Genomic DNA, 24,035 nt, shown 5'->3' on the forward strand with positions numbered 1-24,035 from the left:
CAATGGCGACCAAGATCGACCAACTCGAGGCACGGCGGGACGCGGCGCGGCTCGGCGGGGGGCAGAAGCGGATCGACGCGCAGCACGCCAAGGGGCGACTGACCGCGCGCGAACGGCTCTCGGTCCTGCTCGACCCCGACTCGTTCGAGGAAGTCGACATGTATGTCGAGCATAACTGCGTCGACTTCGGGATGGAGAGCCAGCACGTCCCGGGCGACGGGGTGGTCACCGGCAGCGGCACGATCAACGGGCGGCTGGTCTATGTCTTCGCGCAGGACTTCACCGTGTTCGGCGGCTCGCTGTCGGAGCGTCACGCGCAGAAGATCTGCAAGGTGATGGACGCGGCGATGAAGGTCGGTGCGCCGGTGATCGGCCTCAACGACAGCGGCGGCGCGCGCATCCAGGAAGGCGTCGCCAGCCTCGGCGGCTATGCCGAGGTATTCCAGCGCAACGTACTCGCCTCGGGCGTCGTGCCGCAGCTTTCGCTGATCATGGGGCCGTGCGCGGGCGGGGCGGTCTATTCGCCGGCGATGACCGACTTCATCTTCATGGTGAAGGATAGTAGCTACATGTTCGTCACCGGGCCCGAGGTGGTGAAGACCGTCACCAACGAGGTGGTGACGCAGGAAGAACTTGGCGGCGCGGTCACCCACACGACCAAGTCGGGCGTGGCCGATGTCGCGTTCGAGAACGACATCGACGCGCTGCTGGCGGCGCGCGACTTCTTCGACTTCCTGCCCCTGTCGAACCGGCACGATTTGCCCGAGCGGCCGACCGAGGACCCGTGGGACCGGCTCGAGGAAAGCCTCGACAGTCTCGTCCCGCCGTCGGCGACCACGCCCTACGACATGCACGAGCTGATCCGGAAGGTGGCCGACGAAGGCGACTTTTTCGAAATCCAGCCGAACCATGCCGGCAACATCATCGTCGGCTTCGCGCGTGTCGAGGGGCGGACGGTGGGCATCGTCGCCAACCAGCCGACGGTGCTGGCGGGCTGCCTCGACATCAACGCGTCGAAAAAGGCGGGGCGGTTCGTCCGCTTCTGCGACGCGTTCGACATCCCGATCGTGACCTTCGTCGACGTGCCGGGGTTTTTGCCCGGCGTCGGGCAGGAGCATAACGGCATCATCAAGCATGGCGCCAAGCTGCTGTTTGCCTATGCCGAGGCGACGGTGCCCAAGATCACGGTGATCACGCGCAAGGCCTATGGCGGGGCGTATGACGTTATGGCCTCGAAGCATTTGCGCGGCGACTTGAACTATGCCTGGCCGACCGCCGAGATCGCCGTGATGGGGGCCAAGGGCGCGGTCGAGATCATCTTCCGCAGCGAAAAGGACGATCCCGACAAGATCGCCGAGCGCACCAAGGAATATGAAGACCGCTTCGCCAACCCGTTCGTGGCCGCAAGCAAGGGTTTCATCGACGAGGTGATCTACCCGCACTCGACGCGCAAGCGGGTGGCGCTGGGGCTACGCAAGCTTCGCGACAAGCAGCTTGAGAACCCGTGGAAAAAGCATGACAACATTCCTCTTTAGTGTTCTAATCTTTTCGACCCAAATCTCAACTTTCGAGGACCGAAAGCTGAGCGAAGGATCTTTCTTTAGTGGTCGTGACGTGATTAAATTATGCACTTCGAGCGAAGCAATTCTGACTGCTGAATGCGAAGGCTATCTGAAGGCCGTTTACGACGGTCGTACGATTATATTTCCTAGCAATCATCCGATGGCGTGCTTGCCAAAGGATATTTCGATCATCGACGTTAAATCAAAGGTTGTAGAATATCTGATATCAGCTGAAGATCAGCAAAATTATCCGGGTACTGTTTCAGTCTATAATGCAATGATCTTTTATTTTCCTTGCGAAATCAGTCGATGAAACTCGGACGCCTCAACCATGTCGGGGTGGCGACCCCGTCGATCGAGAAGTCGGTCGCGCTGTATCGCGAGACGATGGGGGCGACGACGGAGCATGACCCGTTCGACCTTCCCGCGCAGGGGGTGCGCGTGTGCTTCGTCGATGCGCCGAACATGCAGGTCGAGCTGATCGAGCCGCTTGGGCCGGACTCGCCGATCGTGAAATTCCTCGAGCGCAATCCCGACGGCGGCCAGCATCACCTCTGCTTCGAGGTCGCCGACATCGACGAAGCCCGCGCCTGGTACGAGGGCAAGGGCGTGCGCATCCTCGGCCCGACGCGCATCGGCGCGCACGGAACGCCGATCTTTTTCCTGCACCCGAAGGACATGGGCAGCGTGCTGACGGAAATTATGGAAACGCCACGCCAAGCACATTGATGCCCAAGCACAGCGCCACCGTCGCCTGGTCGAACCCCGACCCCGCCGCCTTCCGCGAAGGCCGCTACAGCCGCGCTTTCACCTTCCATTTCGACGGCGGCGCGGCGGTCGCCGGGAGCGCCTCGCCCGACGTGGTGAAAGCGCCCTGGTCCGACCCGGCCGGCGTCGATCCGGAGGAAGCCTTCCTCGCCTCGATCGCCAGCTGCCACATGCTCTGGTTCCTCGACCTCGCCAAGCACGCCGGCCACGCGGTCATCGCCTACGACGACACCGCCGAGACGAAGCTGGTGCGGAGCGGGGACGGCAAGGTGCGGATCGAGACGGTGACGCTGCACCCGCGCATCGCCTTCGCCGACCCCGTGCCCGACGCGGCGGCGATCATGGCCTTGCATGAGGCGGCGCACGACAAATGCTTCATCGCCAATTCGGTCAGCGCGAAAATCCTGATCGAGCCCGCCTGATTGGCAGGCGCGCGCGGCGGCGCTAGGGCCGGTCGCATGTCGAACGATCTCGATGCCTGGAAAGCCCTCGCCGACAAGGAGTCGAAGGGGCGCGACCTGACGCGCCAGACGCCCGAACATATTACGCTCAAGACCGTCTACGGCCCCGAGGACGGGCGCGATAGCGGCTATCCCGGGGTCGCGCCCTACACGCGTGGGCCCTATGCGACGATGTATGCCGGGCGGCCCTGGACGATCCGGCAATATGCGGGCTTCTCGACCGCCGAGGAATCGAACGCCTTTTACCGTCGCAACCTCGCCGCCGGGCAGAAGGGTCTGAGCGTCGCCTTCGACCTCGCCACCCACCGCGGATACGACAGCGACCATCCGCGCGTCGCGGGTGACGTCGGCAAGGCGGGCGTGGCGATCGACAGCGTCGAGGACATGAAGCTGCTGTTCGACGGCATTCCGCTCGGCGAGATGTCGGTGAGCATGACGATGAACGGCGCGGTGCTGCCGGTGCTGGCGTTCTACATCGTCGCGGGGGAGGAGCAGGGGGTGCCGCGTGCCGCGCTGACCGGCACGATCCAGAACGATATCCTGAAAGAGTTCGCGGTCCGCAACACCTATATCTACCCGCCCGAACCCTCGATGCGGATCGTCAGCGACATCATCGCCTACACCAGCGCCGAGATGCCGAAATTCAACAGCATCTCGATCTCGGGCTACCACATGCACGAGGCCGGGGCGACCGCGGTGCAGGAGATGGCCTACACGCTCGCCGACGGCATGGAATATGTCCGCGCCGCGATGAAGTCGGGCCTCGACATCGACGCGTTCGCGCCGCGCCTCAGCTTCTTCTGGGGCATCGGCATGAACCTGTTCATGGAAGTCGCCAAGATGCGCGCCGCGCGCACGCTGTGGGCGCGGATCATGACCGACCTCGGCGCCAAGTCGGAGAAGTCGAAGCTGCTGCGCACCCATTGCCAGACGAGCGGCGTGTCGCTGACCGAGCAGGACCCATACAACAATATCGTCCGCACCACGATCGAGGCGCTTGCGGCGGTGCTTGGCGGCACCCAGTCGCTCCACACCAATTCGTTCGACGAGGCGATCGCGCTGCCGACCGATTTTTCGGCGCGGATCGCGCGCAACACCCAGCTGATCCTCGCCGAGGAAAGCGGGGTGACCGCGGTCGCCGATCCGCTCGGCGGGAGCTATTATGTCGAGGCGCTGACCCGCGAGCTCGAGGCGCGCGCCTGGGCGCTGATCGAAGAGGTCGAGGCGCACGGCGGGATGGTCAGGGCGGTCGCCGAGGGACTGCCGAAGCGGCGAATCGAGGAAGCCGCCGCCGAGCGTGCGGCCAAGGTCGATACGGGCGAGACGGTGATCGTCGGGGTCAACAAATATCGACTGGCCGAGGAGCCCGAGATCGACATTCTTGAGGTCGACAACGACAAGGTTCGCGGCGGGCAGATCGCGCGGCTGGCGGCGATGCGCGGGAGCCGCGACGAGGCGGCATGCCGCGCGGCGCTCGACGCGTTGGAGGCGGGGGCGCGCAGCAACGCGAACCTGCTCGCGCTGTCGGTCGAGGCGGCGCGGGCGCGCGCCTCGCTCGGCGAGATTTCGGACGCGCTCGAACGCGCCTTCGGGCGCTATGCGACCACGCCCGAGCCGGTCAGCGGCATCTACGGCCAGCGCGCCGACGCGCGGTGGAAGGAAGCGGTCGCGGGGACCGCGGCAGTGGCGACGCGGCTCGGCCGCAAGCCCCGCATCTTCGTCGCCAAGATGGGGCAGGACGGGCACGACCGGGGGGCCAACCTCGTCAGCTCGGCGTTCGGCGACCTGGGCTTCGAGGTCATCCCGGGCGCCTTGTTCCAGACCCCGCGCGAAACTGCCGAGCAGGCGGTGGCCGACAACGTCGACGTGGTCGGTGCCTCCTCCCTCGCGGCGGGGCACAAGACGCTGATCCCCGAGCTGATTGGCCACCTCCGCGACATGGGCCGCGCCGACATCAAGGTCGTCGCCGGCGGCGTTATCCCACCGCAGGACTACGACTTCCTGCGCAAGGCGGGCGTGCAGGCGATCTTCGGCCCCGGCACCAACCTCGCCGACGCGGCGGACGAGGTGCTTCGGCTGCTCGGGCACAACAAGCCGCCGGTCGAATGATGATCGCGGCGGCGCTCGCGGCGCTGGTTGCGCAGCCGTCGGCGGGGACGCCGATCGTGCTCGGGCAAGGTTACACGATGGCCGCCCCGACGCTCGGCGGGCGCTATGCGGTGAATGTCGTGCTGCCCGACGGCTATGCGACGAAGCCGGGCGCGCGCTATCCCGTGCTTTACATCATCGACGGCGGGGTGGCGCAGGACCTGATCCACATCGCCGGGGTCGAGAAGCTGGGGGCGGCGTGGGGCCGGTCGCGCGACGCGATCGTGGTCGGCATCGAAACCAAGGACCGTCGCCGCGAGCTGACGGGGCCGGTCGGCGACCCCGAAACGCGCCGCAAATATCCGACCGCCGGCGGGTCGGCGGCGTTCCGCGCCTTCATCGCCGAGCGCGTGAAGCCGTTCGTCACGCGCAGGTTTCGCACCAACGGTCAGGATGCCGTGATCGGGGAATCGCTCGCCGGCCTGTTCATCGTCGAAACCTGGCTGCGCCAGCCGGCGCTGTTCGGCGCCTATGGCGCGATCGACCCGAGCCTGTGGTGGGACAAGGAGGCGCTGTCGAAAGTGTCGGCGGGCCTGCTGGCGGGTCGCGCGACGACGCCTCCGCTGTACCTCGCGTGGGCTCGGGAGACGAGCGAGGAGCCGGGCGGCCTGAACCGTTTTCTCGGCAGTCTGGACGCGCATGGCGGGCGGCGCTGCCTCAACCAGCGGCTCGACCTCGGCCATTCGACGATTTACCAGCAGCTGTCGCCCCAGGCGCTGCAATTCCTTCTTCCCCCGGCGAGCCCACCGCCGCCCGAGTTCGGTTTCGAGGTCCAATGTTCAAAAAAATCCTGATTGCCAATCGCGGGGAAATTGCCTGCCGCGTCATCAAGACCGCGCGGCGGATGGGGATCGCGACGGTGGCGGTCTATTCCGACGCCGACGCGCGCGCGCCGTTCGTGAAGATGGCGGACGAGGCGGTGCATATCGGGCCGCCGCCCGCCGCGCAGAGCTATCTCCTCGCCGACAAGATCATCGCCGCGTGCAAAGCGACGGGCGCGGAGGCGGTGCACCCGGGCTATGGCTTCCTATCCGAACGGACCACCTTCGCCGAGGCGCTGGCCGCCGAGGGCATCGCCTTCATCGGGCCGCCGGTCGGCGCGATCGCGGCGATGGGCGACAAGATCGAGTCGAAGAAGCTGGCCAAGGCGGCCGGGGTCAACGTCGTCCCAGGCTTCGTCGGCGAGATCGCGGACACCGAGCATGCGGTGCGGATCGCGGGCGAGATCGGCTATCCGGTGATGATGAAGGCCAGCGCCGGCGGCGGCGGCAAGGGGATGCGGCTGGCGTTTTCGGAGAAGGACGTCCGCGAGGGGTTCGAGGCGACCAAGCGCGAGGGCCTCGCCAGCTTTGGCGACGACCGCGTGTTCATCGAGAAATTCATCGAGGACCCGCGCCACATCGAGATCCAGATCCTCGGCGACAAGCACGGCAACATCCTCTACCTCAACGAGCGCGAATGCTCGATCCAGCGCCGCCACCAGAAGGTGGTCGAGGAAGCGCCGTCGCCGTTCGTCACGCCGGAAATGCGGAAAGCGATGGGCGAGCAGTGCGTCGCGCTGGCGCGGGCGGTGGACTATCATTCGGCGGGGACGGTCGAGCTGATTGTGTCGGGCAAGGACCCGACAGGGAAAAGCTTCTACTTTCTCGAGATGAACACCCGCCTCCAGGTCGAGCATCCGGTGACCGAGGCGATCACCGGCATCGACCTGGTCGAGCAGATGATCCGCGTCGCCTACGGCGAGAAGCTGCCGTTCACGCAGGACGATATCGGCATCGACGGCTGGGCGATCGAGAACCGTGTCTATGCCGAGGATCCCTACCGCGGCTTCCTGCCCTCGACCGGGCGGCTGGTGCGATACGAGCCGCCGGTGCCGGGCTGGACCGACGACGGCTCAGCCAACGGGCGCCGCGGGATCGACGGGGTGCGGGTCGACGACGGCGTCTACGAGGGCGGCGAGGTTTCGATGTTCTACGACCCGATGATCGCCAAGCTGGTGACGTGGGGCGCCACGCGCGACGAGGCGGCGGACCGGCAGGTCGCGGCGCTCGACGCCTTCCGCATCGAGGGGCTCGGCCACAACGTCGATTTCCTCAGCGCGATCATGCAGCATCCGCGCTTCCGCTCGGGCGAGCTCACCACCGGCTTCATCGCCGAGGAATATCCCGACGGCTTTGCCGGCGCGCCGACCGACGAGGCGCTGGCCACCGACCTCGCCGCGCTCGCCGCGATCGCCGAGCTGACGCTGCGCACCCGCGCTGCGCTGGTCGACGGGCAGCTCGGCGACGAGCAGTTTCCCGACGCGACGCAGATCGTCCGCCTCGGCAAGCGCGACCATGAGGTCACCGTCACGCCCTATGACGGGGGCAACCTCGTCAGCGTCGATGACGGCGACGAGATCGACGTGGTCGGCGACTGGGCGCCGGGGGATTGGCTGATGATCGCCGACCTCGACGATCGCCGCCGCGTCGTTCAGGTCGCGCGCGACGGGCGCGGCTGGACGCTGACCACGCGCGGGGCGAAGCACCGGGCGACGGTGCTGGCGCCCCACGTCGCGGCGCTTACCCAGCACATGATCGAAAAACTGCCGCCCGACCTCAGCAAATATCTGCTCGCGCCGATGCCGGGGCTGCTCTCGCGGCTCGAGGTCAAGGCGGGCGACAGCGTCGAGGCGGGGCAGCCGCTGGCGGTGGTCGAGGCGATGAAGATGGAGAATATCCTGCGCGCCGAAAAGGCCGCCACCGTCAAGGCGACCCCGGTCGCGGCGGGCGAGAGCCTCAGCGTCGACCAGGTGATCGTCGAGTTCGAATAGGAACAATGTCCGCCGCCTCACCGTTGGGGCGGTCATGGAGGCGAACGGCAGATCGGCGTGGAAGGGCGCTGCCGCGGGGCTCGCCGGCGGCCTCGTCGCCAGCTTTGCGATGGACAGGTTCCAGGCGCTGTGGGCGCGGCAGGTCGATATGCCCAAGGGCGGCGACCCGGCGACGGTAAGGGCCGCGCAAAAGGTCAGCCGCGCCGCCACCGGCGAATATGTCGCCAAGGCGAACAAGCAAAAGGCCGGACAGGTCGTGCATTATCTCTTCGGGGCGGCGCTCGGAACGGCGTACGGGCTCGTCGCCGAATATCGGCCAGGGGTGACGAAGGGGTTTGGCAGCCGCTTCGCGCTGGCGGCGGCGACGGCCTTCGACGAACTGGCGGTGCCTGCGGCCGGGCTGGGCACGGCGCCGACCGAGGCGCCGGCAAAAAGTCATGCTTACGGTTACGTCTCGCACCTCGTCTTCGGCGGGGTGACCGAGGGCGTCCGGCGCTTGCTTCGCCGGCGCTGAACGCCCTCGCTCGCGTCGATCAGAATTCGAAGCCGAACCCCGCGTTCGCGCCGATGTGGCTGCTGCTGTCGTAGGTCACGCCGACCTTGTACGCCGACTGGCCGTTGGGCGCGCGGTAGGATCCCCCGATCGCGAAGCCGACCCGGCCGCGATAGGTGCCGACCCCACCCGCGATCATCGTCCTGCCCGGGTCCATTGCCTGCGGCATGCCCGCCGCGGCGAGCGCCGCCGAGGTTCCCGCCCGCGCATCGCGGTCGACCCGCGCGACCTGCTGGTCGAGCAGGTTGAACTTGAGGTCGGTATAGCTGTTCGCGCTGTTCAGCGTGGTCATCGACACCGCGTTGAGCTGCCCGACGTTGACCGCGTCGGTCGCCGCGGTGCCGGCCGCCACATTGTGGATCGTCGTCGCCGCGCCGCCCGAATTAAGCGTGATCGCGGTATGGCTGCTGTCGTCGTAGAGGACGGCGTTGGGATTGGCGCCGAGGATCGCCTCGTAGAGCTGGCCGCCGTTGACCGCGTCGGTCGAGCCCGCCCCGATCACCCCGTCGGCGACGTTATGGAGACCGACGCCGCCGGCCGCCGCGCCGACCAGCGTGACGTCGTTGGTCGGCGTGCCGCCGTTGGGCACGGTCGGCGTCGCCGGGTTGCTGTACTGCACCGGGCCGATCGCCCCGTTCTCGACCGCGACCTGGAGGTTGGTGACCGCCGTGGTGTTGGCATTCACTTGGGTGGTGAGATTGGTCACCGCCGTGGTGTTGGCATTCACCTGGGTAGTAAGGTTGGTGATCGCGGTAGTGTTGTTGTTGGTGGTCGTCGTCAAATTGGCGATCGCCGTTGTGTTGGCGTCGACCTGGGTCTGAACGGCATAGAGCTGCGACCCGTTGACCGCGTCGGTGGACGTCGCGGTGACCGCGCCCGCCTTGACGTTGGTGAGGGTCGTGCCGCCGACGCCGTCGAAGGTCACCGTGCTGTGGGTCGAATCGTCGTACTGGACGGCGTTCTGGGTCGCGGCGGTGAGCTGGCCGAGGTTGACCGCGTCGGTCGCGAGCGTGCCCGCGGCGACATTGGCGATGACCCGTTCGCTGCCGACCGCGCCGACCGACACCGTGTTCGGACGGTCGGCGATCGAGCCGGCGCCGAGCGCGACCGAATTGGCTCCGGTCGCCGCGACGCTCGCCCCGGTGCCGATCGCGACCGAGTTGGTCGCCAGCGCGTTGGTGGCGGCATTGTTGCCGATCGCGATCGAGTTGATTTCGCCCGCGACCGCCTGCTGGCCGGTCGCGCCGAGACCGGTGATCTGGTTGCCGCCGATCGAGACGCCCGCCGGGGTGTCGAGCGTGTAGCTGCTCGCGCTGGCGTCGCACTGCGAGGAGGGGCCGACCAGCGTCCCGTTCTGCGAAACGACCGACAGGCTGATGTCGCTGCCCGACGCAGCCGTGGTGAGCAGACCGGTCGTGTCGAAGCTAAGCGGCGAGGGGAGGCCGATGATGCCCGGCAGCGGGCCGAGCGCGGTCAGTGTCCCGTTCACCGTCGTTTCGAGCGGGTCGACCGTCCCGATGAGCACCGGCGCGATGATCCCGGTGACGACCGACGGCGGCAGCTTGACGCCCGAACAGACGCTGACGAGCGTGCTCGGCGTCGGCTGCGACGCCGCGACGGCGGGCTGCGCGGAAAGCAGGGCGACCAGCGAAGCCGAAACGCCGGCGAGCAGGCGATACCGCGACGAAACGAAGTTGGAAAAAAGGGCATCATGAAGATCAAGATCTGTAACATCATAACTAAACATCATTACTCTCCCTGTTTGATTACGGAAAAAACTTGGGAGATTAATCGCCTCTAATCGTGAAATTTGCTTTGGTACTGATTGATACAAAGACGATTCGAGTTAAGTATTGAGGAATACTTCGTCGTTGTCGGATTTTTGTAACCTAGGTTACAATATACTATTCCTTGCCGCTTCAAAATGCGTTATTCCCACCTCGCTCGGGTCAGGAGAACGGTGGTGAACGGCCTCGTCGAGACCTTTACCCCGGCGGTCCGGAACGAACTCCGGCTCGCCGGATCTGAATTTTTCTACCCGCCGGGCGCGGCGATTCCGACTGCCGAGCTCGACGGGAGCTACGTGTTCGTCGTCGACCGCGGCATCGCCAGCAAGGCGATGCGATCGGACGCCGGGATCATTTCCGAAGTCGGGTTGATCGGCGCGGAAGGGATGTTTCCGATCGGGGCCCTGCTTCGCGTTCCCAGCGCCTGCCGGACGATGGTCTCGCAGGTCGGCGACCTCGTCGGTCGCCGGATCCGCGCGCGCGAATTCAATTCGATCGTCGACGACGGCCCGCGCTCGGCGCGCGAAACGATCGTCCGCTTCGCCTACAGCTTCCTCACCCAGGTCAGCTGCAACATCATGAGCAGCGACCAGGACTCGGTGCGCAAGCGGCTCGCCCGCTGGCTGTTGATGTGTCACGACCGGATCGAGGGGGACACGATCACGATCACCCACGACATGCTGGCGATGATGATCTCCGCCCAGCGTCCGACGACCAGCAACGCGCTACAGGAAATGAAGCGCGAAGGGCTGGTCGAGCTCCTGCGCGGAGCGACGCGGATCCTCGACCGCGACGGGTTGTTCAGGATCGCCGACGGCAGCTACGGGCTCGCCGAGGCCTATTATCGCGACCAGATCGCGCCGTTCGGCAAGGCGGTCGCGCCGCGCGAGGACGATCCGCTGATCGGTTTCGCGTGACTCGTCAGGCGGTCGTCCCGCCGTCGATCGCCAGCGCCGCACCAGTGACCGACCGGCTCGACGGATGGCATAGATAGGCGATCGCCGCCGCGACCTCCTCGGACGAAATCAGCCGGCCATTGCGATTCATCGCCGCGAGCGAGGCGCGCGCCTCGTCCTCGCTGCGCTTCGCGGCGCGGGCGATGCGCGCCACGCTGTCGTCGACCATCGGCGTGTCGACGAACGCCGGGCAGACCACGTTGACCGTCGGCCCGGTCGCGGCGAACTCGACCGCGAGGCTCCGCGCGAGCCCGACCGCGCCATGCTTCGAGGCGGCGTAGGGCGCGGCGAAGGGCGCACCCTTCAATCCCGCCACCGAGGCGACGATCACCAGCCTTTTGTCGAGATCGCCGACGAGGTCGGGGAGCGCGAGCTGCGCGCCGTCGAACAGCGCGGTGAGATTGGTGGCGATGATCGCGTCCCAGCTTTCGCGCCGCGTCTTCAGGAACGGTGCGCTGTCGCCGATCCCCGCGTTGAGCACGACATAGTCGAACGGTCCGTTTGCCGCGCGCGCGGCGGCGAAGGCGGCCTCCATGGTGGCGCGATTGACGACGTCGCAGGGAAAGGCGCGGCCGCCGGTTTCGGCCGCGACCGCCTCGATCGCCTCGGGCCGGCGACCGAACAGCGAGACGTTGGCGCCCTCGGCGGCGAGCGCGCGCGCCGTCGCGGCGCCGATCCCGCTGCCGCCGCCGGTGATCAATGCGTGCCTGCCCGCTGCCCAGCCCAATCGATCCTCCTCGCTGCAATCGGGCATTGGCGGATGGCGCGGGGCGTGGCAAGCGGCGGGCAAAGGAGACGCCCATGAAGACCCGCGCCGCCGTCGCATTCGAAGCCAAGCAGCCGCTTGAGATCGTCGAGGTCGATCTCGACGGCCCGCGCGCGGGCGAGGTGCTGGTCGAGATCATGGCGACCGGCATCTGCCACACCGACGCCTACACGCTCGACGGTCTCGACAGCGAGGGGCTGTTCCCCTCGATCCTCGGCCACGAGGGCGCGGGCGTGGTGCGCGAGGTGGGCACGGGGGTGACCAGCGTCGTCCCCGGCGACCATGTCATCCCGCTTTACACGCCCGAGTGCGGCAGGTGCAAAACCTGCCTTAGCGGCAAGTCGAACCTGTGCACCGCGATCCGCGCGACGCAGGGCAAGGGGGTCATGCCCGACGGCACCTCGCGCTTCAGCTACAAGGGGCAGCAGATTTTCCACTACATGGGCTGCTCGACCTTTTCGAACTTCACCGTGCTGCCCGAGATCGCGGTGGCGAAGATCCGGCCCGACGCCCCGTTCAAGACCAGCTGCTACATCGGCTGCGGGGTGACCACCGGGGTCGGCGCGGTGACCGAGACCGCCAAGGTCCAGCCGGGCGACAATGTCGTCGTGTTCGGGCTGGGCGGGATCGGGCTCAACGTCATCCAGGGCGCGAAGCTGGCGGGCGCGGCGAAGATCGTGGGCATCGACCTCAATCCCGACCGAGAAGCGTGGGGGCGGCAGTTCGGAATGACCGACTTCCTCAACACCAGGGGCATGACCCGCGAGGAGATCGTCGCGAAGATCGTCGAGCTCACCGACGGCGGCGCCGACTACAGCTTCGACGCGACCGGCAATACCGAGGTGATGCGCACGGCTTTAGAATGCTGCCACCGCGGCTGGGGGACCAGCGTGATCATCGGCGTCGCAGAGGCGGGCAAGGAAATCTCGACCCGCCCGTTCCAGCTGGTCACCGGGCGCAACTGGCGCGGCACCGCGTTCGGCGGGGTCAAGGGCCGCAGCGGGGTGCCGGGGATCGTCGATATGTACATGGACGGCAAGATCGCGATCGACCCGATGATCACCCACGTCCTGACGCTCGACGAGATCAACAAGGGGTTCGACCTGATGCACGCGGGCGAATCGATCCGCAGCGTCGTCATCTACTGAAGGAGGAGCAAGCGATGTTCAGCCACATCATGGTCGGCACCAACGACCCCGACCGCAGCCGCGCGTTCTACGACGCGCTGTTCGAAAAGAAGGGCGGCACCGACGACAAGGGCCGCACCGCGTGGCGTAACAAGGGCAGCGTGTTCATGATCTCGAAGCCGATCGACGGCGAGCCGGCGAGCGCGGGCAACGGATCGACCATCGGCTTCGCCTTCGACACGCCCGAGGAGGTCGACGCGTGGCACGCGCGTGGGCTGGCGGCGGGGGGCAAGGCGATCGAGGATCCGCCGGGCATCCGCTCGAACGCGTTCGGGTCGCTCTACCTCGCCTACCTGCGCGATCCCGACGGCAACAAGCTGTGCGGGCTCCACCGCCCGGCGCAATAGCGCCTATTGCACCACCGGCGCGGTCGCCTGCGGCACCCGGCGAACGATGTGCGGGGTGACGATGATGAACAGCTCAGTCTTGGTCTTGCTCTTCCTGTCGGTGCCGAACACCCGGCCGAGGATCGGGATGTCGCCGAGCAGAGGCACCTTGACCCGCGTGTTGAGCTCGTCCTCCTGAGTCAGCCCGCCGATGACGAAGCTGTCGCCGTCGCGCACCGTCGCCGAGGTCTCGGCCTCGCGCTGCGAGATGGTCGGATAGCCCTGGCTGTAGCCGGTGACGCTCGAGACCACCGCGAACACATGGCTCGAGACGTAGCCGTCGGCCGACACCCGCGGCGCGATCTGCAGCGTCACGCCGACGTTGACGTACTGGACCTGCTGGCTGACCCCATTGACCCCCGACAGGGTGATCGCGGTCAGGATCGGCAGCGCGTCGCCGGTGATGATCTTGGCGGTCGAGCCCGACTGCGCGGCGATCCGCGGCTTGCTGACGATCCGCCCGTTGCCCTTGGTGATCTGGGCGTAGACCGCGGCCTGCACCTGCGCGCTGGTCAGTCGCCCGCCGACGAGATCGCCGTTCGGATTGAAGTGGCCGCCGTTGCTGGGGGTTTCGCCGATCGGAATGAACGAGCCGCTGGTCAGCGTCCCCGCGAAGATCTGCCCGTTGGCGTTGGTGAAGTCGATCCCGATCGCCTTCGACGCGCTCTCGGTCAGCTCGATGAACTGGGTTTCGAGGATCACGCTGTCGAGCGGGATGTCGATCGCGTTGATCATCGCCTTCATCCGCGCGATGTAATCGGGCGACCCGCGCAGCCAGATCGCGTTGAGGCGACGGTCGATCGCCATGCCGCTGTCGATCCCCTGGCCGAGCGGATCGCTGTCACTTCCCGGTGCCTGGCTGCTCGGCCCGGGATTATAGCTGTTGCCGGTCAGGCTGTTCGACCCGAACGCGGGCTCGCGCGGGACGAACAGGTCGTTCGACTTGACCGTCGCGCCCTGCGACAGCAGCCCGACGATCTCCGACACGTCGGCATATTTTAGCTGGACCAGCTCGAACGTGTCTCCAGCGCCGGGCTGGTAGGCCGCCCCGAGCGGCGCATTGGCGACCGCGGGCGTGGTCGCGAGCCCCGGCGCATTGGCGGGCGTGTTGATCGAGATTTTGACGTCGATCGCCTTGTCGTCGATCGGCTTGGCGACGATCGCCGCGTCGCGCGTCGTGGCGAAGCGCAGGATGAGCACCGTGTCGGCCTGGTCGAAGTCGATCTGGCGGACCAGCCCCTTGAGCCCCGACGGAGCGACCGCCCGCTGGCCGCGCACCGTCAACCCGAAGCCGAGCGAGGGGCGGCGCGTATCGGTGCCGACCGGGGCATAGCCGTTCGCCTTGGGCGCGAACACGAGGCGGAACTCGGCGTCCTGGTCGGACTGGCCGATCAGCTGGATGTCGGTGAGGATCGCCTGGCTGGCCGGCGGGCGCGTGCCTTGCGCGACGGCCGGAATGGCGAAGAAGATGGCGAGCAATAGCGCGAGCGACGCGCGAACTCGCCTGGGAAGCCCCCTCCCCGAATCAAGCTTCATTCGTCCCGCCCGCAAAAAACGCTTTAGATTGAACAAATTGATAGGGGTCCGCGTCGCCGGCCACAAGGCCATAAACGCGAACCCCCTCAATCGATCGCTTCGGTGGCCCTTAGAGGCCGGCAGACCCGATCGGCGTGCCGCGACCGGTCGGACCGTCATAGCCCGCGCCCGCAGTGCAGAAGTAGGTGCCACCGCAGCTGCCGTTGGTGCCCGACGTCACGTCGTTGAAGCCACCGGCCGCATCGGCATAGATAGTCGAGGCGGCGTTGGCGGTCTTGCCGCTCGCCCCGTACATGCCGCCGATCAGCGGCGCCGAGACGCTGGTCCCGCCGAACACCAGCCAGCCCGACTGCGAACCCTTGCCGGTCGGCCCATAGACCGCGACGCCGGTCGCTGGGTCGCCGACCGCCGAGATGTCGGCTTCCATGCGCATCGTGCAGAGCGAGTCGCTCTGGTAGCTCGGCTTGGCATAGACGGTCGAGCAGCCCGAGCTGCCAGACGACCAGGCGGTCTCGGCCCAGCCCCGGGCGTTCGACGCGCGCTTCAGATTGGTCCCGCCGACCGCGATCACGTGGTTCGAGGTGGCCGGGAACTGCGCGCCATAGCCGCTGTCGCCGGTCGACACGGTCACCGCGATGCCCGGGTGGTTGTACGCGCTCTCGTAGCTCGACGAGCCCGATTCACCGCCGCCGTAGCTGTTCGAGATCACGAACACGCCCGGCGTCGCGGCCGCGGTGTTGACCGCCGCCGCCAGGTTGGCGAGCGACGCCGACGAGGCCTGGACCAGCAGGATCTTGCAGTCCTGGCACATGGCCGACGCCATATCGAGGTCGAGCGCCTGCTCCTGCGCCCAGCCGCTGTTGTAGCGCGGAAGCGAGCTTCCGCCGCTCTGGTTCACGACCTTGAAGCAGCCGTTCGCCGTGGTGCAGGCCGGAAGGCCGTATTGCGCGCGGTAGACCGCCAGGTCGGCCTCGGCATTCGGATAGCCGTAGGCGTCGACGATCGCGATCGTCCGGCCCGCACCGCCGGTGCCGCTAGTGCTGTAGGCGCTGCGCAGGTCGGCCGGGCCATAGCCCGACGGAGTCACGTTCGGCGAGGCGGTCGGCGCCTTGCCGGCAAACGGGTTGCCGCGCGCATCGACGTCGACATGGGCGAAACAACGCGCTTCGCCGCGACCGATGGCCCGCGCGCAGACCGCCTGGTGAAGGACGTTGCCGCTGCGCTCGACCGGCTCGCCCGCGAACGCCATGGATGTGCTAACGACACTCAGGGCCCCCAGGCCCAACAGCTTCCAATTCATTGAATTGACCCTCCCATCGTCACGCACGACGCGCGGCGAGAACCGCAGAGACTGGCCAAGAATTTGACATTGGCAAGACTTAATTTCAGTTTACCGCGTCACGATTTTCGGCGCGAAAACATGGCTTTAGAGCATGGCGTCATGCGTGTCCCAGCGCGGGATAACGCAGGTTAAGAAAGGCGTCGTGCTGGCCAGCGCGACGCGTTCGGGCTAGGCGTCGCGGCGTGATCGAGACCATCAGCGAAACGCGCAGCCACGGCGGCGTCCAGGGCGTCTATCGCCACCAATCGGCGGCGACCGGAACCGACATGAGCTTCTCGGCCTTCGTCCCCGACCACCCGGCCGGAACGCGGTTACCCGTGCTCTGGTATCTTTCCGGCCTGACCTGCACGCAGGCCAATGTGACCGAGAAAGGCGAATATCGCGCCGCCTGCGCCGCGGCGGGGATCGTCTTCGTCGCCCCCGACACTTCGCCGCGCGGCGAGGGCGTCGCCGACGACGAGGGCTACGATCTCGGCCAGGGTGCTGGCTTCTATATCGATGCCACCGAGTCGCCGTGGGCGCCGCATTTCGCCATGTGGCGCTACGTCGCCGAGGAATTGCCCGCGATCGTCGCCGATTCCTTCCCGGTCGACCTCGATCGGCAAGGGATCACCGGCCATTCGATGGGTGGGCACGGCGCGCTCACCCTCGCGCTTGGCCTGCCGGGGCGGTTCCGCTCGGTCAGCGCCTTCGCCCCGATCGTCGCCCCGTCGCAGGTGCCGTGGGGCCGAAAGGCGCTCGGCGCCTATCTGGGCGGCGACGAGGCCAAGTGGCGGCGGCACGACGCGGTCGCGCTGATCGAGGACGGCGCGCGCGTCGACGCCCTGCTGGTCGACGTCGGCGAGGCCGATCCCTTCCTCGAGCAGCAGCTTCGCCCCGAATTGCTCGAGCAGGCCTGCGCGAAGGCGGACATCCCGCTGACGCTTCGCCGCCAGCCCGGCTACGACCACAGCTATTATTTCGTCTCGACCTTCATGGCCGACCATGTCGCGTGGCACGCCGAGCGGCTGGCGCCGTGAGGATCGGCTATGCCGGCGCGCCGGGGGCGTTCGGCTACCTCGCCTGCCGCGAAGCCAGGCCCGATGCCGAGGCGGTCGCGTTCGACTCGTTCGCGGGTGTCGCCGAGGCGGTGGCGAGCGGCGCGGTCGACGCGGGGATGCTGCCGATCGAGAACAGCATCGCCGGGCCGGTGCCGGGCAACCGCGAGCTGGTCGCGGCGCATGGGCTTGGCGTGGCGCGCGAGCTCGGGCTCCCGGTCGCGCTCCACCTGATGGCCCGGCCCGGCGTCGCCCTGTCCGATCTGCGGCGCGTCGCCAGCCACCCGATGGCGCTGGCGCAGTGCGCGGGCTCGATCGAGGCGCTCGGGCTTGAGCCGGTCGCCGCCGACAATACGGCGGGGGCGGCGCGCGACCTTGCCGACGGCGAGACCGCGGTGCTGGCGTCGGAAGAGGCGGCGGCGCGCTATGGGCTCGCGATCATCCGCCGCGATCTCCAGGACCGCGCCGGCAATATGACCATGTTCTGGATGGTGACCCCTACGGGAATCGAACCCGTGTTTCAGCCGTGAAAGGGCCGCGTCCTAACCGCTAGACGAAGGGGCCGTGATCGGCAGCCGCGCGGTTAGGCGAGCCGGGGCGGCGGGTCAAGTATCGCGGGTCAGGCGGCGGCGAGATCGTCGAGGTGCATCTCGGCCGCGTTGCCCCCGGTCCACTCGTCGCGCCGGATCGACCCGGCGAGCCACCAGCGCGCGTCGGGCGCGGCCGACAGCATTGCCTGCCCGAGCGGCGTGTCGGCGGCGCGGAAGGCGATCAGCTTGAACGATTTGCCGTCGTCGCCCGCCGCGATCGCGCGGACGTGGCCGTTGCCGACGATGCCGGGCTTGACCAGCCGCGCCGGCCCGACCGCGAGGCGGGGGCCAGGCCAGCCCGCGCCATAGGGCCCCGCCGCCTCCAGCTCGTCGCACAGCGTCCCCGCGACCCCGCCCGGCGACACCAGCGCGTCGATCGTCAGCGCGCGCCCCCCGACCGCGGCCTCGACCGGCGCGGCGAGACGTTCGACCAGGAAGTCGCGCAGCGCGGAAAGCCCGCCCGGCGCGACCGTGACCCCCGCCGCCATCGCGTGCCCGCCGCCCGCGCGGAGCAAGCCGTGGTCCTTCGCCGCGAGCACCGCCGAGCCGAGGTCGACCCCGTTGATCGAGCGCCCGCTGCCCTTGCCGGTGCCGTCTTCTTCTTCGGCGACGACCAGCGCGGGCCGCCCGAAGCGTTCCTTCAGCCGGCTGGCGACGATGCCGACCACCCCGGGGTGCCAGCCGCGGCCCGACACGAGGATCACCGGCGCGCCCGCCTGCTGCGCCGCCTGCTCGAGCGCCTGGTCGGTGACGAGCTGCTCGATCGCGCGGCGTTCCTCGTTGAGCCGGTCGAGCTCGGCGGCGATGGCGCGGGCTTCCTCGGGGTCGGTCGCGGTGAGCAGGCGAACCCCGAGATCGGACTTGCCGACCCGCCCGCCGGCATTAATCCGCGGGCCGAGCGCGAAGCCAAGGTCGCGCGCGGTCGGGGTGCGGACCAGCCGCGCCGCCTCGGCCAGCGCGACCATGCCGACGTTCTGCCGCGCGGCGAGCACTTTCAGTCCCTGAGTCACGAAGGCACGGTTGAGCGACTTGAGCCGCGCCACGTCGGCGACGGTGCCGAGCGCGACGAGGTCGAGCAGGTCGATGATCTTCGGCTCGGCGCCGTCCGCGAACCGCCCGCGCCGCCGCAACTCGCGAAGCAGCGCCACGCCGAGCAGGAAGGCCATGCCGACAGCGGCGAGGTGACCGTGCGCCGCGCCGGTCTCGCTCTCGTCGAGCCGGTTGGGGTTGATGAAGGCGGTGGCGACCGGGTGCCGCGCGGCGCACTGGTGATGGTCGCAGACGATCACCTCGAGCCCGGCGGCGGCGGCCTCGTCGAGCGCTTCGAACGCCTGCGCGCCGCAATCGACGGTGATCGCGAGGCTCGCACCGCGCGCTTTCAGCTCGACCAGCGCGCGGCCCGACGGGCCATATCCCTCCATCAGCCGGTCGGGAATATAGACCAGCGGCTCGACCCCCAGCCGGCGGAGCAGCAGGGTCAGCAGCGCCGCCGAGGTCGCGCCGTCGACGTCGTAATCGCCGAAGATGGCGATCGTCTCGCCCGCGTCGATCGCGTCGGCTATCCGCGCCGCCGCCGCGTCCATGTCGGCGAAGTGGCTCGGGTCGGGCAGGAAGTCGCGGATCGTCGGCTCGCGGTGGCGGGCAAGCTCGGCGCGGTCGACCCCGCGCCCCAGCAGCAGCTGGTCGGTCAGCGACAGGCCGAGCTCGTCGCCGCCGCCGCGCCGCCAGCGCCACGGCTGGCCGACGACCGACTGCGCCACCCCGCACACCAGATCCTCGCGGCTCATCGGGTCCTTATGATTCGGCCGCGGTGTCGCTTCAAGGGCCGCGACCCCGACGGCGGCGCGGTGGCTATTGCGCGCGGTGGGTCTTGTCGAGCGTCTCGGGCTTCTTCTTGTCGTCGCCCTTGGCGTCGATCGTCGCCGCCAGCTGCTCGGCGTCCTTGGCGATCGCCGGCGCGAGCTTCATCATGTCGGGCAGGGCGTCGTAGAAGCCGCGGATCACCTCGGGCTCGAACATCAGGCCGAAGGTCGCGCGGCCATAGGCCTGGCCGGTCGGGGTGGCGTAAAAGGCGTTGATCTGCGCCAGTTGCGCGACGTCGAAGCGGCGGGCCAGCGTCCGCGCCATCCCCTCGCGGAGCCGCGGCTCGAACGTCGCGCCGACCTTCAGCAGGGTGGTCCGCAAAAAGGCCCTGGCGGCGGCCATCTTGGCCTCGGCGTTGGGGTCTTCCTGCGCGAGCTTCGCGCGCAGCGGGACCGTGCTCGGCGAATCGCCCTTCTTTTTCTTGATGTCGGGGATGAGCGCGACCCAGTCGGCCTCGCTCATCGCCAGCCCGTTGTCGACCGCGGTGTCGATCAACCGGTCGAAGCCCTCGCCATAGGTCCCGTCGGGAAGCAGCGTCTGCATGGTGACTCGCGCCGCGGCGAGCCGCGCGGGCTCGGGCTCGGGCCCGCGCGGGAACAGCTTGTCCATCATCCGCGTGACGACCGCCATCAGCTGCTCGGGGGACATGTCGGGTTTCTTGGCGATGCTGGTGACGACCGGCGGCTTGGCCGGCGCGGGCCGGGCGGCGGGCGCAGCCGAAGTGGTGGCGGCAAGCGCGATGAACAGTCCGAACATGAAATCCCCCTTCTTGACGGGGTGCAGACTAGGCCGCGACCCTCACCCGTTCAAGGCGTCATCCGTCCTCGGCTTCATGTTCGAGCAGATGGGTGCCGACGCGGACCGAGCGGGTGCCGAGCCGGGTCTCCTGGAGGAAGATCGAGAAGCCGAACCCGGTCGAAAGCATCGCGCCGATGAACAACAGCGCGACCGCGGTGCCGAAGTGCAGCCCGGTGAGGAAGGCGGTGAACAGCAGGATCACCACCGCGCTGATGAGGACCGCGGCGAGCACGGTGACGAAGATCGCGCGGTTGACGACCTTGATCCGGCGGTCGAGCAGGTGGAGCTCGGCGAGCAGCCGGTCGTGGTCGGCGCCGCGCGACGCCAGCAGCCGCGGCTCGAGCGCGCGCGCCCGGTCGACGATCCGCGCCAGCCGCCCGACGCACACGTTGAGAAAGGCGCCGAGCCCGGCGAGCAGGAACACCGGCGCCACCGCAAGTTGGATGATCCGCGCCAGCTGCTCGAGCTCGGGGGTCGCGGCGAGACCCGGCTCAGGCATCGTCGGCGCCGATGCAGGCGGCGATGTTGAACAGCATCGCCGCGGTGATCGCGAAGCTCGCCGCCAGCGCCCAGGCGAAGCTGGCGATCATCGCCGGGGTCGGGCCGAACAGCAGGACGACGAGGTTGGCGATCGAAAGCCCGACGACGAAGGCGGCGCACAGCAGCAGGTCCATTGCCGCGGCGAAAAAGGTCCAGCGCCGGACCGCACCCCGCGCCCGGCGCCCGGCGACGAACAGGGTGGCGCTGCGCAGCGCCAGCCAGCCGGCGACGATCTGCAATGCCGAGAGGAAGTGGGTCGCCGAACGGGTGAGGAACAGCAGCCCCGCGACCATCGTCAGCACGCCCGCCAGCATCGCCGGCGCGCGCGCCGCGTGCCGCTGGTTGCCGGCGAATAGCTCGGCCGCCCCCGCGCCGAACAGCAACGCGCCGATCACCGGCGCGCCGCGCGGCACGTCGAGGCCGGGGGACAGCGCCGCGCCGACGCCCAGCGCCATGACGACGAACGCCGCGCCGCGCACCAGGCTGGCGCGGCGGGTCGGGTCGCCGGGGATCGCTTCGCTCATCGCCCGCCTGCTAGCAGAGGCGGGCGGTCAGCGGCAATCGATCAGGGAAAACCGATCGCGCCGCTGAACGACTGGTAGCTGCCCCCGGTATAGGCGTCGCCAAGCGGGCCGTAGCCGGGGTAGGGGCCGTAGCCCGCGTAGGGGCCATAACCGGCGTAGGGGCCGTAGCCGCCGCGATAACGCCCCTGAGCGGTGCCGTAGCTGAACGAGGCGAAGGCGCCGTGGCCGAAATCGATGTTGGTCGTCGCGTGCGCCTCGCGGTAGCCATGATTGCCGACGGACACGCCCATCTCGCCGCTGACCAGCGGATAGTGCGGCTGGGCGGCGGCCTCGGCCGCTTCGCGCCGCGCCTCGGCCTCGCTCAGCACCTGCTGGATCTGCGCATCGGTCAGCCGTCGCTCGTCCGTAGGGGAGGCTGGGGTTGAAGAAGCAGGGGCCGGCGGATCGGCGAACGCCGGGACCGCAAGGGGCAGCAGCAACAGGGCCGCGATGGCGCGCATGATCGATCTCCCTTTGGCGCTCGCCTGCGCCCCGCCGCCTGTCGCCGCGATGAACGGCATCAGCCCTTCAGCATCTTCCTGATCCCGCGCGCGGCTTGGCGGAGCCGCTGCTCGTTCTCGACCAGCGCGAGCCGGACGAAGCCCTCGCCCTCCTCGCCGAAGCCGACCCCGGGGGCGACCGCGACCCCGGCCTCGACCAGCAGCTTCTTGGCGAATTCCATCGAACCGAGGTTGTGGAACCGCTCGGGGATCGGGGCCCAGGCGAACATCGACGCCTGCGGCACCGGAATGTCCCAGCCGGCGCGGGCGAAACTGTCGACCATCACGTCGCGGCGCCTTTTGTAGAGCGCGCGGTTCTCGGCGATGATGTCCTGCGGCCCGTTGAGCGCGGCGACCGCGGCGGCCTGGATCGGGGTGAAGGCGCCATAGTCGAGGTAGCTCTTCACCCGGGTCAGCGCGGCGATCAGCCGGCGGTTGCCGACCGCGAACCCCATCCGCCACCCGGCCATCGAATAGGTTTTCGACATCGAAGTGAATTCGACCGCCACGTCCTTCGCGCCCTCGACCTGGAGGATCGAGGGGGTCGGGACGTCGCCGAAGTAGATCTCGGCATAGGCGAGGTCGGAAATGACGATCAGCTCGTGCTCGCGCGCGAAGGCGACCAATTTCTCGTAGAAGGCGAGGTCGGCGACATAGGCGGTCGGGTTCGACGGATAGCCGACCACCAGCACCTTGGGGCGTGGCACGCTGTAATGCATCGACAGCCGCAGCCGCTCGAAGAAATCGTCCCCCGGCGCGGCGGGGATCGAGCGGATCGCGGCCCCGGCGATGATGAAGCCGAAGGTGTGGATCGGATAGCTCGGGTTGGGCGCCAGCACCACGTCGCCCGGCGCGGTGATCGCCTGCGCGAGGTTGGCGAGGCCTTCCTTCGACCCCAGTGTGACGATCACCTCGCTGTCGGGATCGAGCGTCACGCCGAAGCGGCGCTGGTAATAGGCCGCCTGCGCCTTGCGCAGCCCGGGGATGCCCTTCGACGCCGAATAGCGGTGCGCGGTCGGCTTGGCTGCGACCTCGGCCAGCTTGGCGATGACGTGCGGCGGCGGCATCCCGTCGGGATTGCCCATGCCGAGGTCGATGACGTCCTCGCCGCGGCCGCGCGCGGCGGCCTTCATCGCGTTCACCTCGGCGAACACGTAGGGCGGCAGGCGCTGGATGCGGTAGAAGTCGTCGTCGCTCATGATGACGACCCTTAACGACCGTAGGCGGGCAGGCTCAACCCCCGCGCGATCGCCGCCGCGCGAAGAGCGAAGCCGGCGAGCCCGCCGACCAGCGCCCCGAGCAGCGCCGGCCCGCCCGCGATCGCGACCAGCACGTAGAGGCCGGAGGCGAGCGCGGCGGCGGTGACGTAAAGCTCGGGCCGCATCAGGATCGACGGCTCGCCCGCCAACACGTCGCGGATGATCCCGCCGACGCAGGCGGTCATCACCCCCATCGCGAAGGCCGGGACGGGGGCGACGCCATAGGCCAGCGCCTTCGACGCGCCATAGGTGGCGTAAGCGGCCAGCCCGACCGCGTCGAACCATAGCAGCGCCTTGTCGGCGATCGCGTGGCGCGAGAGGAACCACACCCCGAAGGCGGCGGCGATGCAGATCAGCAGGGTCGAATTGGTGTGCACCCAGAACACCGGCGCGCCGATCAGCAGGTCGCGCATCGTCCCGCCGCCGACCCCGGTGACCACCGCGAAGAAAATGAAGGTGACCAGCGTCTGCTTCTTTTCCGCCGCCAGGATCGCGCCCGACACCGCGAACACCGCGATCCCGACATAGTCGAGCAGGACCAGCGCGTCGGGCAGGATCGGTGGAGGCAGCATTGTCGGGGGCAGGGCCATGGGCCCCCATGCCCTGCGTCGCCTTCGTTCG

The 24,035-nt window shown here is 68.4% G+C and carries 24 protein-coding genes and 1 tRNA gene; 13 read left to right on the top strand and 12 right to left on the bottom strand.

Going from position 1 to position 24,035, the window contains the following annotated elements:
* The first annotated feature begins 2 nt into the window (after positions 1 to 2).
* The 8 genes from ABDK56_RS07840 to ABDK56_RS07870 are packed head-to-tail and all read left to right on the top strand — an operon-like array spanning position 3 to position 8,265.
* The gene (locus ABDK56_RS07840; RefSeq protein ID WP_349807676.1) at positions 3 to 1,535 is read left to right on the top strand and encodes an acyl-CoA carboxylase subunit beta; all 1,533 of its coding nucleotides are present in this window, start codon (positions 3 to 5) and stop codon (positions 1,533 to 1,535) included.
* Positions 1,516 to 1,875, top strand: a complete 360-nt coding sequence (locus tag ABDK56_RS13140) for a Rap1a/Tai family immunity protein (RefSeq protein WP_502959279.1) — start codon at positions 1,516 to 1,518, stop codon at positions 1,873 to 1,875. Before ABDK56_RS07840 ends, ABDK56_RS13140 begins: the two co-directional genes overlap by 20 nt.
* Entirely contained in the window at positions 1,872 to 2,291 is a 420-nt protein-coding gene (mce, locus tag ABDK56_RS07845; RefSeq protein ID WP_349807678.1) for a methylmalonyl-CoA epimerase, read from the top strand. The genes ABDK56_RS13140 and mce overlap by 4 nt, the downstream gene beginning before the upstream one ends.
* Entirely contained in the window at positions 2,291 to 2,752 is a 462-nt protein-coding gene (locus tag ABDK56_RS07850) for an OsmC family protein (protein ID WP_349807679.1), read from the top strand. The genes mce and ABDK56_RS07850 overlap by 1 nt, the downstream gene beginning before the upstream one ends.
* A 36-nt stretch (positions 2,753 to 2,788) precedes the next feature.
* Entirely contained in the window at positions 2,789 to 4,900 is a 2,112-nt protein-coding gene (scpA, locus tag ABDK56_RS07855) for a methylmalonyl-CoA mutase (protein WP_349807680.1), read from the top strand.
* Positions 4,897 to 5,733, top strand: coding sequence for an alpha/beta hydrolase (locus ABDK56_RS07860; protein ID WP_349807681.1), 837 nt, complete (start codon positions 4,897 to 4,899; stop codon positions 5,731 to 5,733). The genes scpA and ABDK56_RS07860 overlap by 4 nt, the downstream gene beginning before the upstream one ends.
* Positions 5,715 to 7,751 carry an ATP-binding protein gene (locus ABDK56_RS07865; RefSeq protein ID WP_349807682.1) on the top strand — a complete coding sequence of 679 codons (2,037 nt, stop codon included), beginning with the start codon at positions 5,715 to 5,717 and terminating at the stop codon, positions 7,749 to 7,751. The genes ABDK56_RS07860 and ABDK56_RS07865 overlap by 19 nt, the downstream gene beginning before the upstream one ends.
* Before the next feature lie 34 nt (positions 7,752 to 7,785).
* On the top strand, positions 7,786 to 8,265 hold the full coding sequence (locus ABDK56_RS07870; RefSeq protein ID WP_349807683.1) for a DUF1440 domain-containing protein: 480 nt from the start codon (positions 7,786 to 7,788) through the stop codon (positions 8,263 to 8,265).
* Positions 8,266 to 8,284: 19 nt separating this feature from the next.
* On the opposite strand, the gene ABDK56_RS07875 is transcribed toward ABDK56_RS07870, so the two are convergent.
* Positions 8,285 to 10,054, bottom strand: coding sequence for a YadA family autotransporter adhesin (locus ABDK56_RS07875; RefSeq protein ID WP_349807684.1), 1,770 nt, complete (start codon positions 10,052 to 10,054; stop codon positions 8,285 to 8,287).
* Between the two features lie 174 nt (positions 10,055 to 10,228).
* Between ABDK56_RS07875 and ABDK56_RS07880 the strand changes: the two genes are divergently transcribed.
* Complete coding sequence (locus tag ABDK56_RS07880) at positions 10,229 to 11,008, top strand: Crp/Fnr family transcriptional regulator (protein ID WP_349807685.1); 780 nt, start codon at positions 10,229 to 10,231, stop codon at positions 11,006 to 11,008.
* Positions 11,009 to 11,012: 4 nt separating this feature from the next.
* On the opposite strand, the gene ABDK56_RS07885 is transcribed toward ABDK56_RS07880, so the two are convergent.
* Positions 11,013 to 11,774 carry an SDR family NAD(P)-dependent oxidoreductase gene (locus tag ABDK56_RS07885; protein WP_349807686.1) on the bottom strand — a complete coding sequence of 254 codons (762 nt, stop codon included), beginning with the start codon at positions 11,772 to 11,774 and terminating at the stop codon, positions 11,013 to 11,015.
* Between the two features lie 74 nt (positions 11,775 to 11,848).
* On the opposite strand from ABDK56_RS07885, the gene ABDK56_RS07890 reads away from it, so the two are divergent.
* Both ABDK56_RS07890 and ABDK56_RS07895 read left to right on the top strand, forming a co-directional pair.
* Positions 11,849 to 12,961, top strand: a complete 1,113-nt coding sequence (locus ABDK56_RS07890; RefSeq protein ID WP_349807687.1) for an S-(hydroxymethyl)glutathione dehydrogenase/class III alcohol dehydrogenase — start codon at positions 11,849 to 11,851, stop codon at positions 12,959 to 12,961.
* Between the two features lie 14 nt (positions 12,962 to 12,975).
* Entirely contained in the window at positions 12,976 to 13,347 is a 372-nt protein-coding gene (locus ABDK56_RS07895) for a VOC family protein (RefSeq protein WP_349807689.1), read from the top strand.
* A gap of 3 nt (positions 13,348 to 13,350) precedes the next feature.
* Here the strand turns inward: ABDK56_RS07895 and ABDK56_RS07900 are convergent, their stop codons facing one another.
* The gene (locus ABDK56_RS07900; RefSeq protein WP_349807690.1) at positions 13,351 to 14,922 is read right to left on the bottom strand and encodes a secretin GspD/PilQ domain-containing protein; all 1,572 of its coding nucleotides are present in this window, start codon (positions 14,920 to 14,922) and stop codon (positions 13,351 to 13,353) included.
* 109 nt (positions 14,923 to 15,031) lie between these two features.
* Positions 15,032 to 16,171, bottom strand: coding sequence for a S53 family peptidase (locus ABDK56_RS07905; RefSeq protein ID WP_349807691.1), 1,140 nt, complete (start codon positions 16,169 to 16,171; stop codon positions 15,032 to 15,034).
* Positions 16,172 to 16,449: 278 nt separating this feature from the next.
* Between ABDK56_RS07905 and fghA the strand changes: the two genes are divergently transcribed.
* Both fghA and ABDK56_RS13145 read left to right on the top strand, forming a co-directional pair.
* A complete protein-coding gene (gene fghA / locus ABDK56_RS07910) occupies positions 16,450 to 17,283 on the top strand; it encodes an S-formylglutathione hydrolase (RefSeq protein WP_349807806.1) in 834 nt (277 codons plus the stop codon).
* The gene (locus ABDK56_RS13145; RefSeq protein WP_502959285.1) at positions 17,280 to 17,831 is read left to right on the top strand and encodes a prephenate dehydratase domain-containing protein; all 552 of its coding nucleotides are present in this window, start codon (positions 17,280 to 17,282) and stop codon (positions 17,829 to 17,831) included. The genes fghA and ABDK56_RS13145 overlap by 4 nt, the downstream gene beginning before the upstream one ends.
* On the opposite strand, the gene ABDK56_RS07920 is transcribed toward ABDK56_RS13145, so the two are convergent.
* The 8 genes from ABDK56_RS07920 to ABDK56_RS07955 all read right to left on the bottom strand — a co-directional run bounded on the left by ABDK56_RS07920 (position 17,791) and on the right by ABDK56_RS07955 (position 24,004).
* Positions 17,791 to 17,865 (bottom strand) — tRNA-Glu (locus ABDK56_RS07920). The two genes, ABDK56_RS13145 and ABDK56_RS07920, sit on opposite strands and share 41 nt — an antisense overlap.
* Positions 17,866 to 17,920: 55 nt before the next feature.
* Positions 17,921 to 19,678: a single-stranded-DNA-specific exonuclease RecJ gene (gene recJ, locus ABDK56_RS07925; protein ID WP_349807693.1), complete on the bottom strand. Its 1,758-nt coding sequence runs from the start codon at positions 19,676 to 19,678 to the stop codon at positions 17,921 to 17,923.
* Between the two features lie 64 nt (positions 19,679 to 19,742).
* Positions 19,743 to 20,510: a DUF2059 domain-containing protein gene (locus ABDK56_RS07930; protein WP_349807694.1), complete on the bottom strand. Its 768-nt coding sequence runs from the start codon at positions 20,508 to 20,510 to the stop codon at positions 19,743 to 19,745.
* Between the two features lie 58 nt (positions 20,511 to 20,568).
* Positions 20,569 to 21,051, bottom strand: coding sequence for a DUF2721 domain-containing protein (locus tag ABDK56_RS07935; protein ID WP_349807695.1), 483 nt, complete (start codon positions 21,049 to 21,051; stop codon positions 20,569 to 20,571).
* Positions 21,044 to 21,616: a hypothetical protein gene (locus tag ABDK56_RS07940; RefSeq protein ID WP_349807696.1), complete on the bottom strand. Its 573-nt coding sequence runs from the start codon at positions 21,614 to 21,616 to the stop codon at positions 21,044 to 21,046. The genes ABDK56_RS07935 and ABDK56_RS07940 overlap by 8 nt, the downstream gene beginning before the upstream one ends.
* Positions 21,617 to 21,657: 41 nt before the next feature.
* The gene (locus ABDK56_RS07945; protein WP_349807697.1) at positions 21,658 to 22,116 is read right to left on the bottom strand and encodes a hypothetical protein; all 459 of its coding nucleotides are present in this window, start codon (positions 22,114 to 22,116) and stop codon (positions 21,658 to 21,660) included.
* A 59-nt stretch (positions 22,117 to 22,175) separates the two neighbouring features.
* The gene (locus ABDK56_RS07950; RefSeq protein WP_349807698.1) at positions 22,176 to 23,354 is read right to left on the bottom strand and encodes an LL-diaminopimelate aminotransferase; all 1,179 of its coding nucleotides are present in this window, start codon (positions 23,352 to 23,354) and stop codon (positions 22,176 to 22,178) included.
* Between the two features lie 11 nt (positions 23,355 to 23,365).
* Positions 23,366 to 24,004 carry a trimeric intracellular cation channel family protein gene (locus ABDK56_RS07955; RefSeq protein WP_349807699.1) on the bottom strand — a complete coding sequence of 213 codons (639 nt, stop codon included), beginning with the start codon at positions 24,002 to 24,004 and terminating at the stop codon, positions 23,366 to 23,368.
* Positions 24,005 to 24,035: the final 31 nt, after the last annotated feature.

This window comes from Sphingomonas sp. ASV193, from assembly GCF_040203355.1.
In the GTDB taxonomy this organism is placed as follows: domain Bacteria; phylum Pseudomonadota; class Alphaproteobacteria; order Sphingomonadales; family Sphingomonadaceae; genus Sphingomicrobium.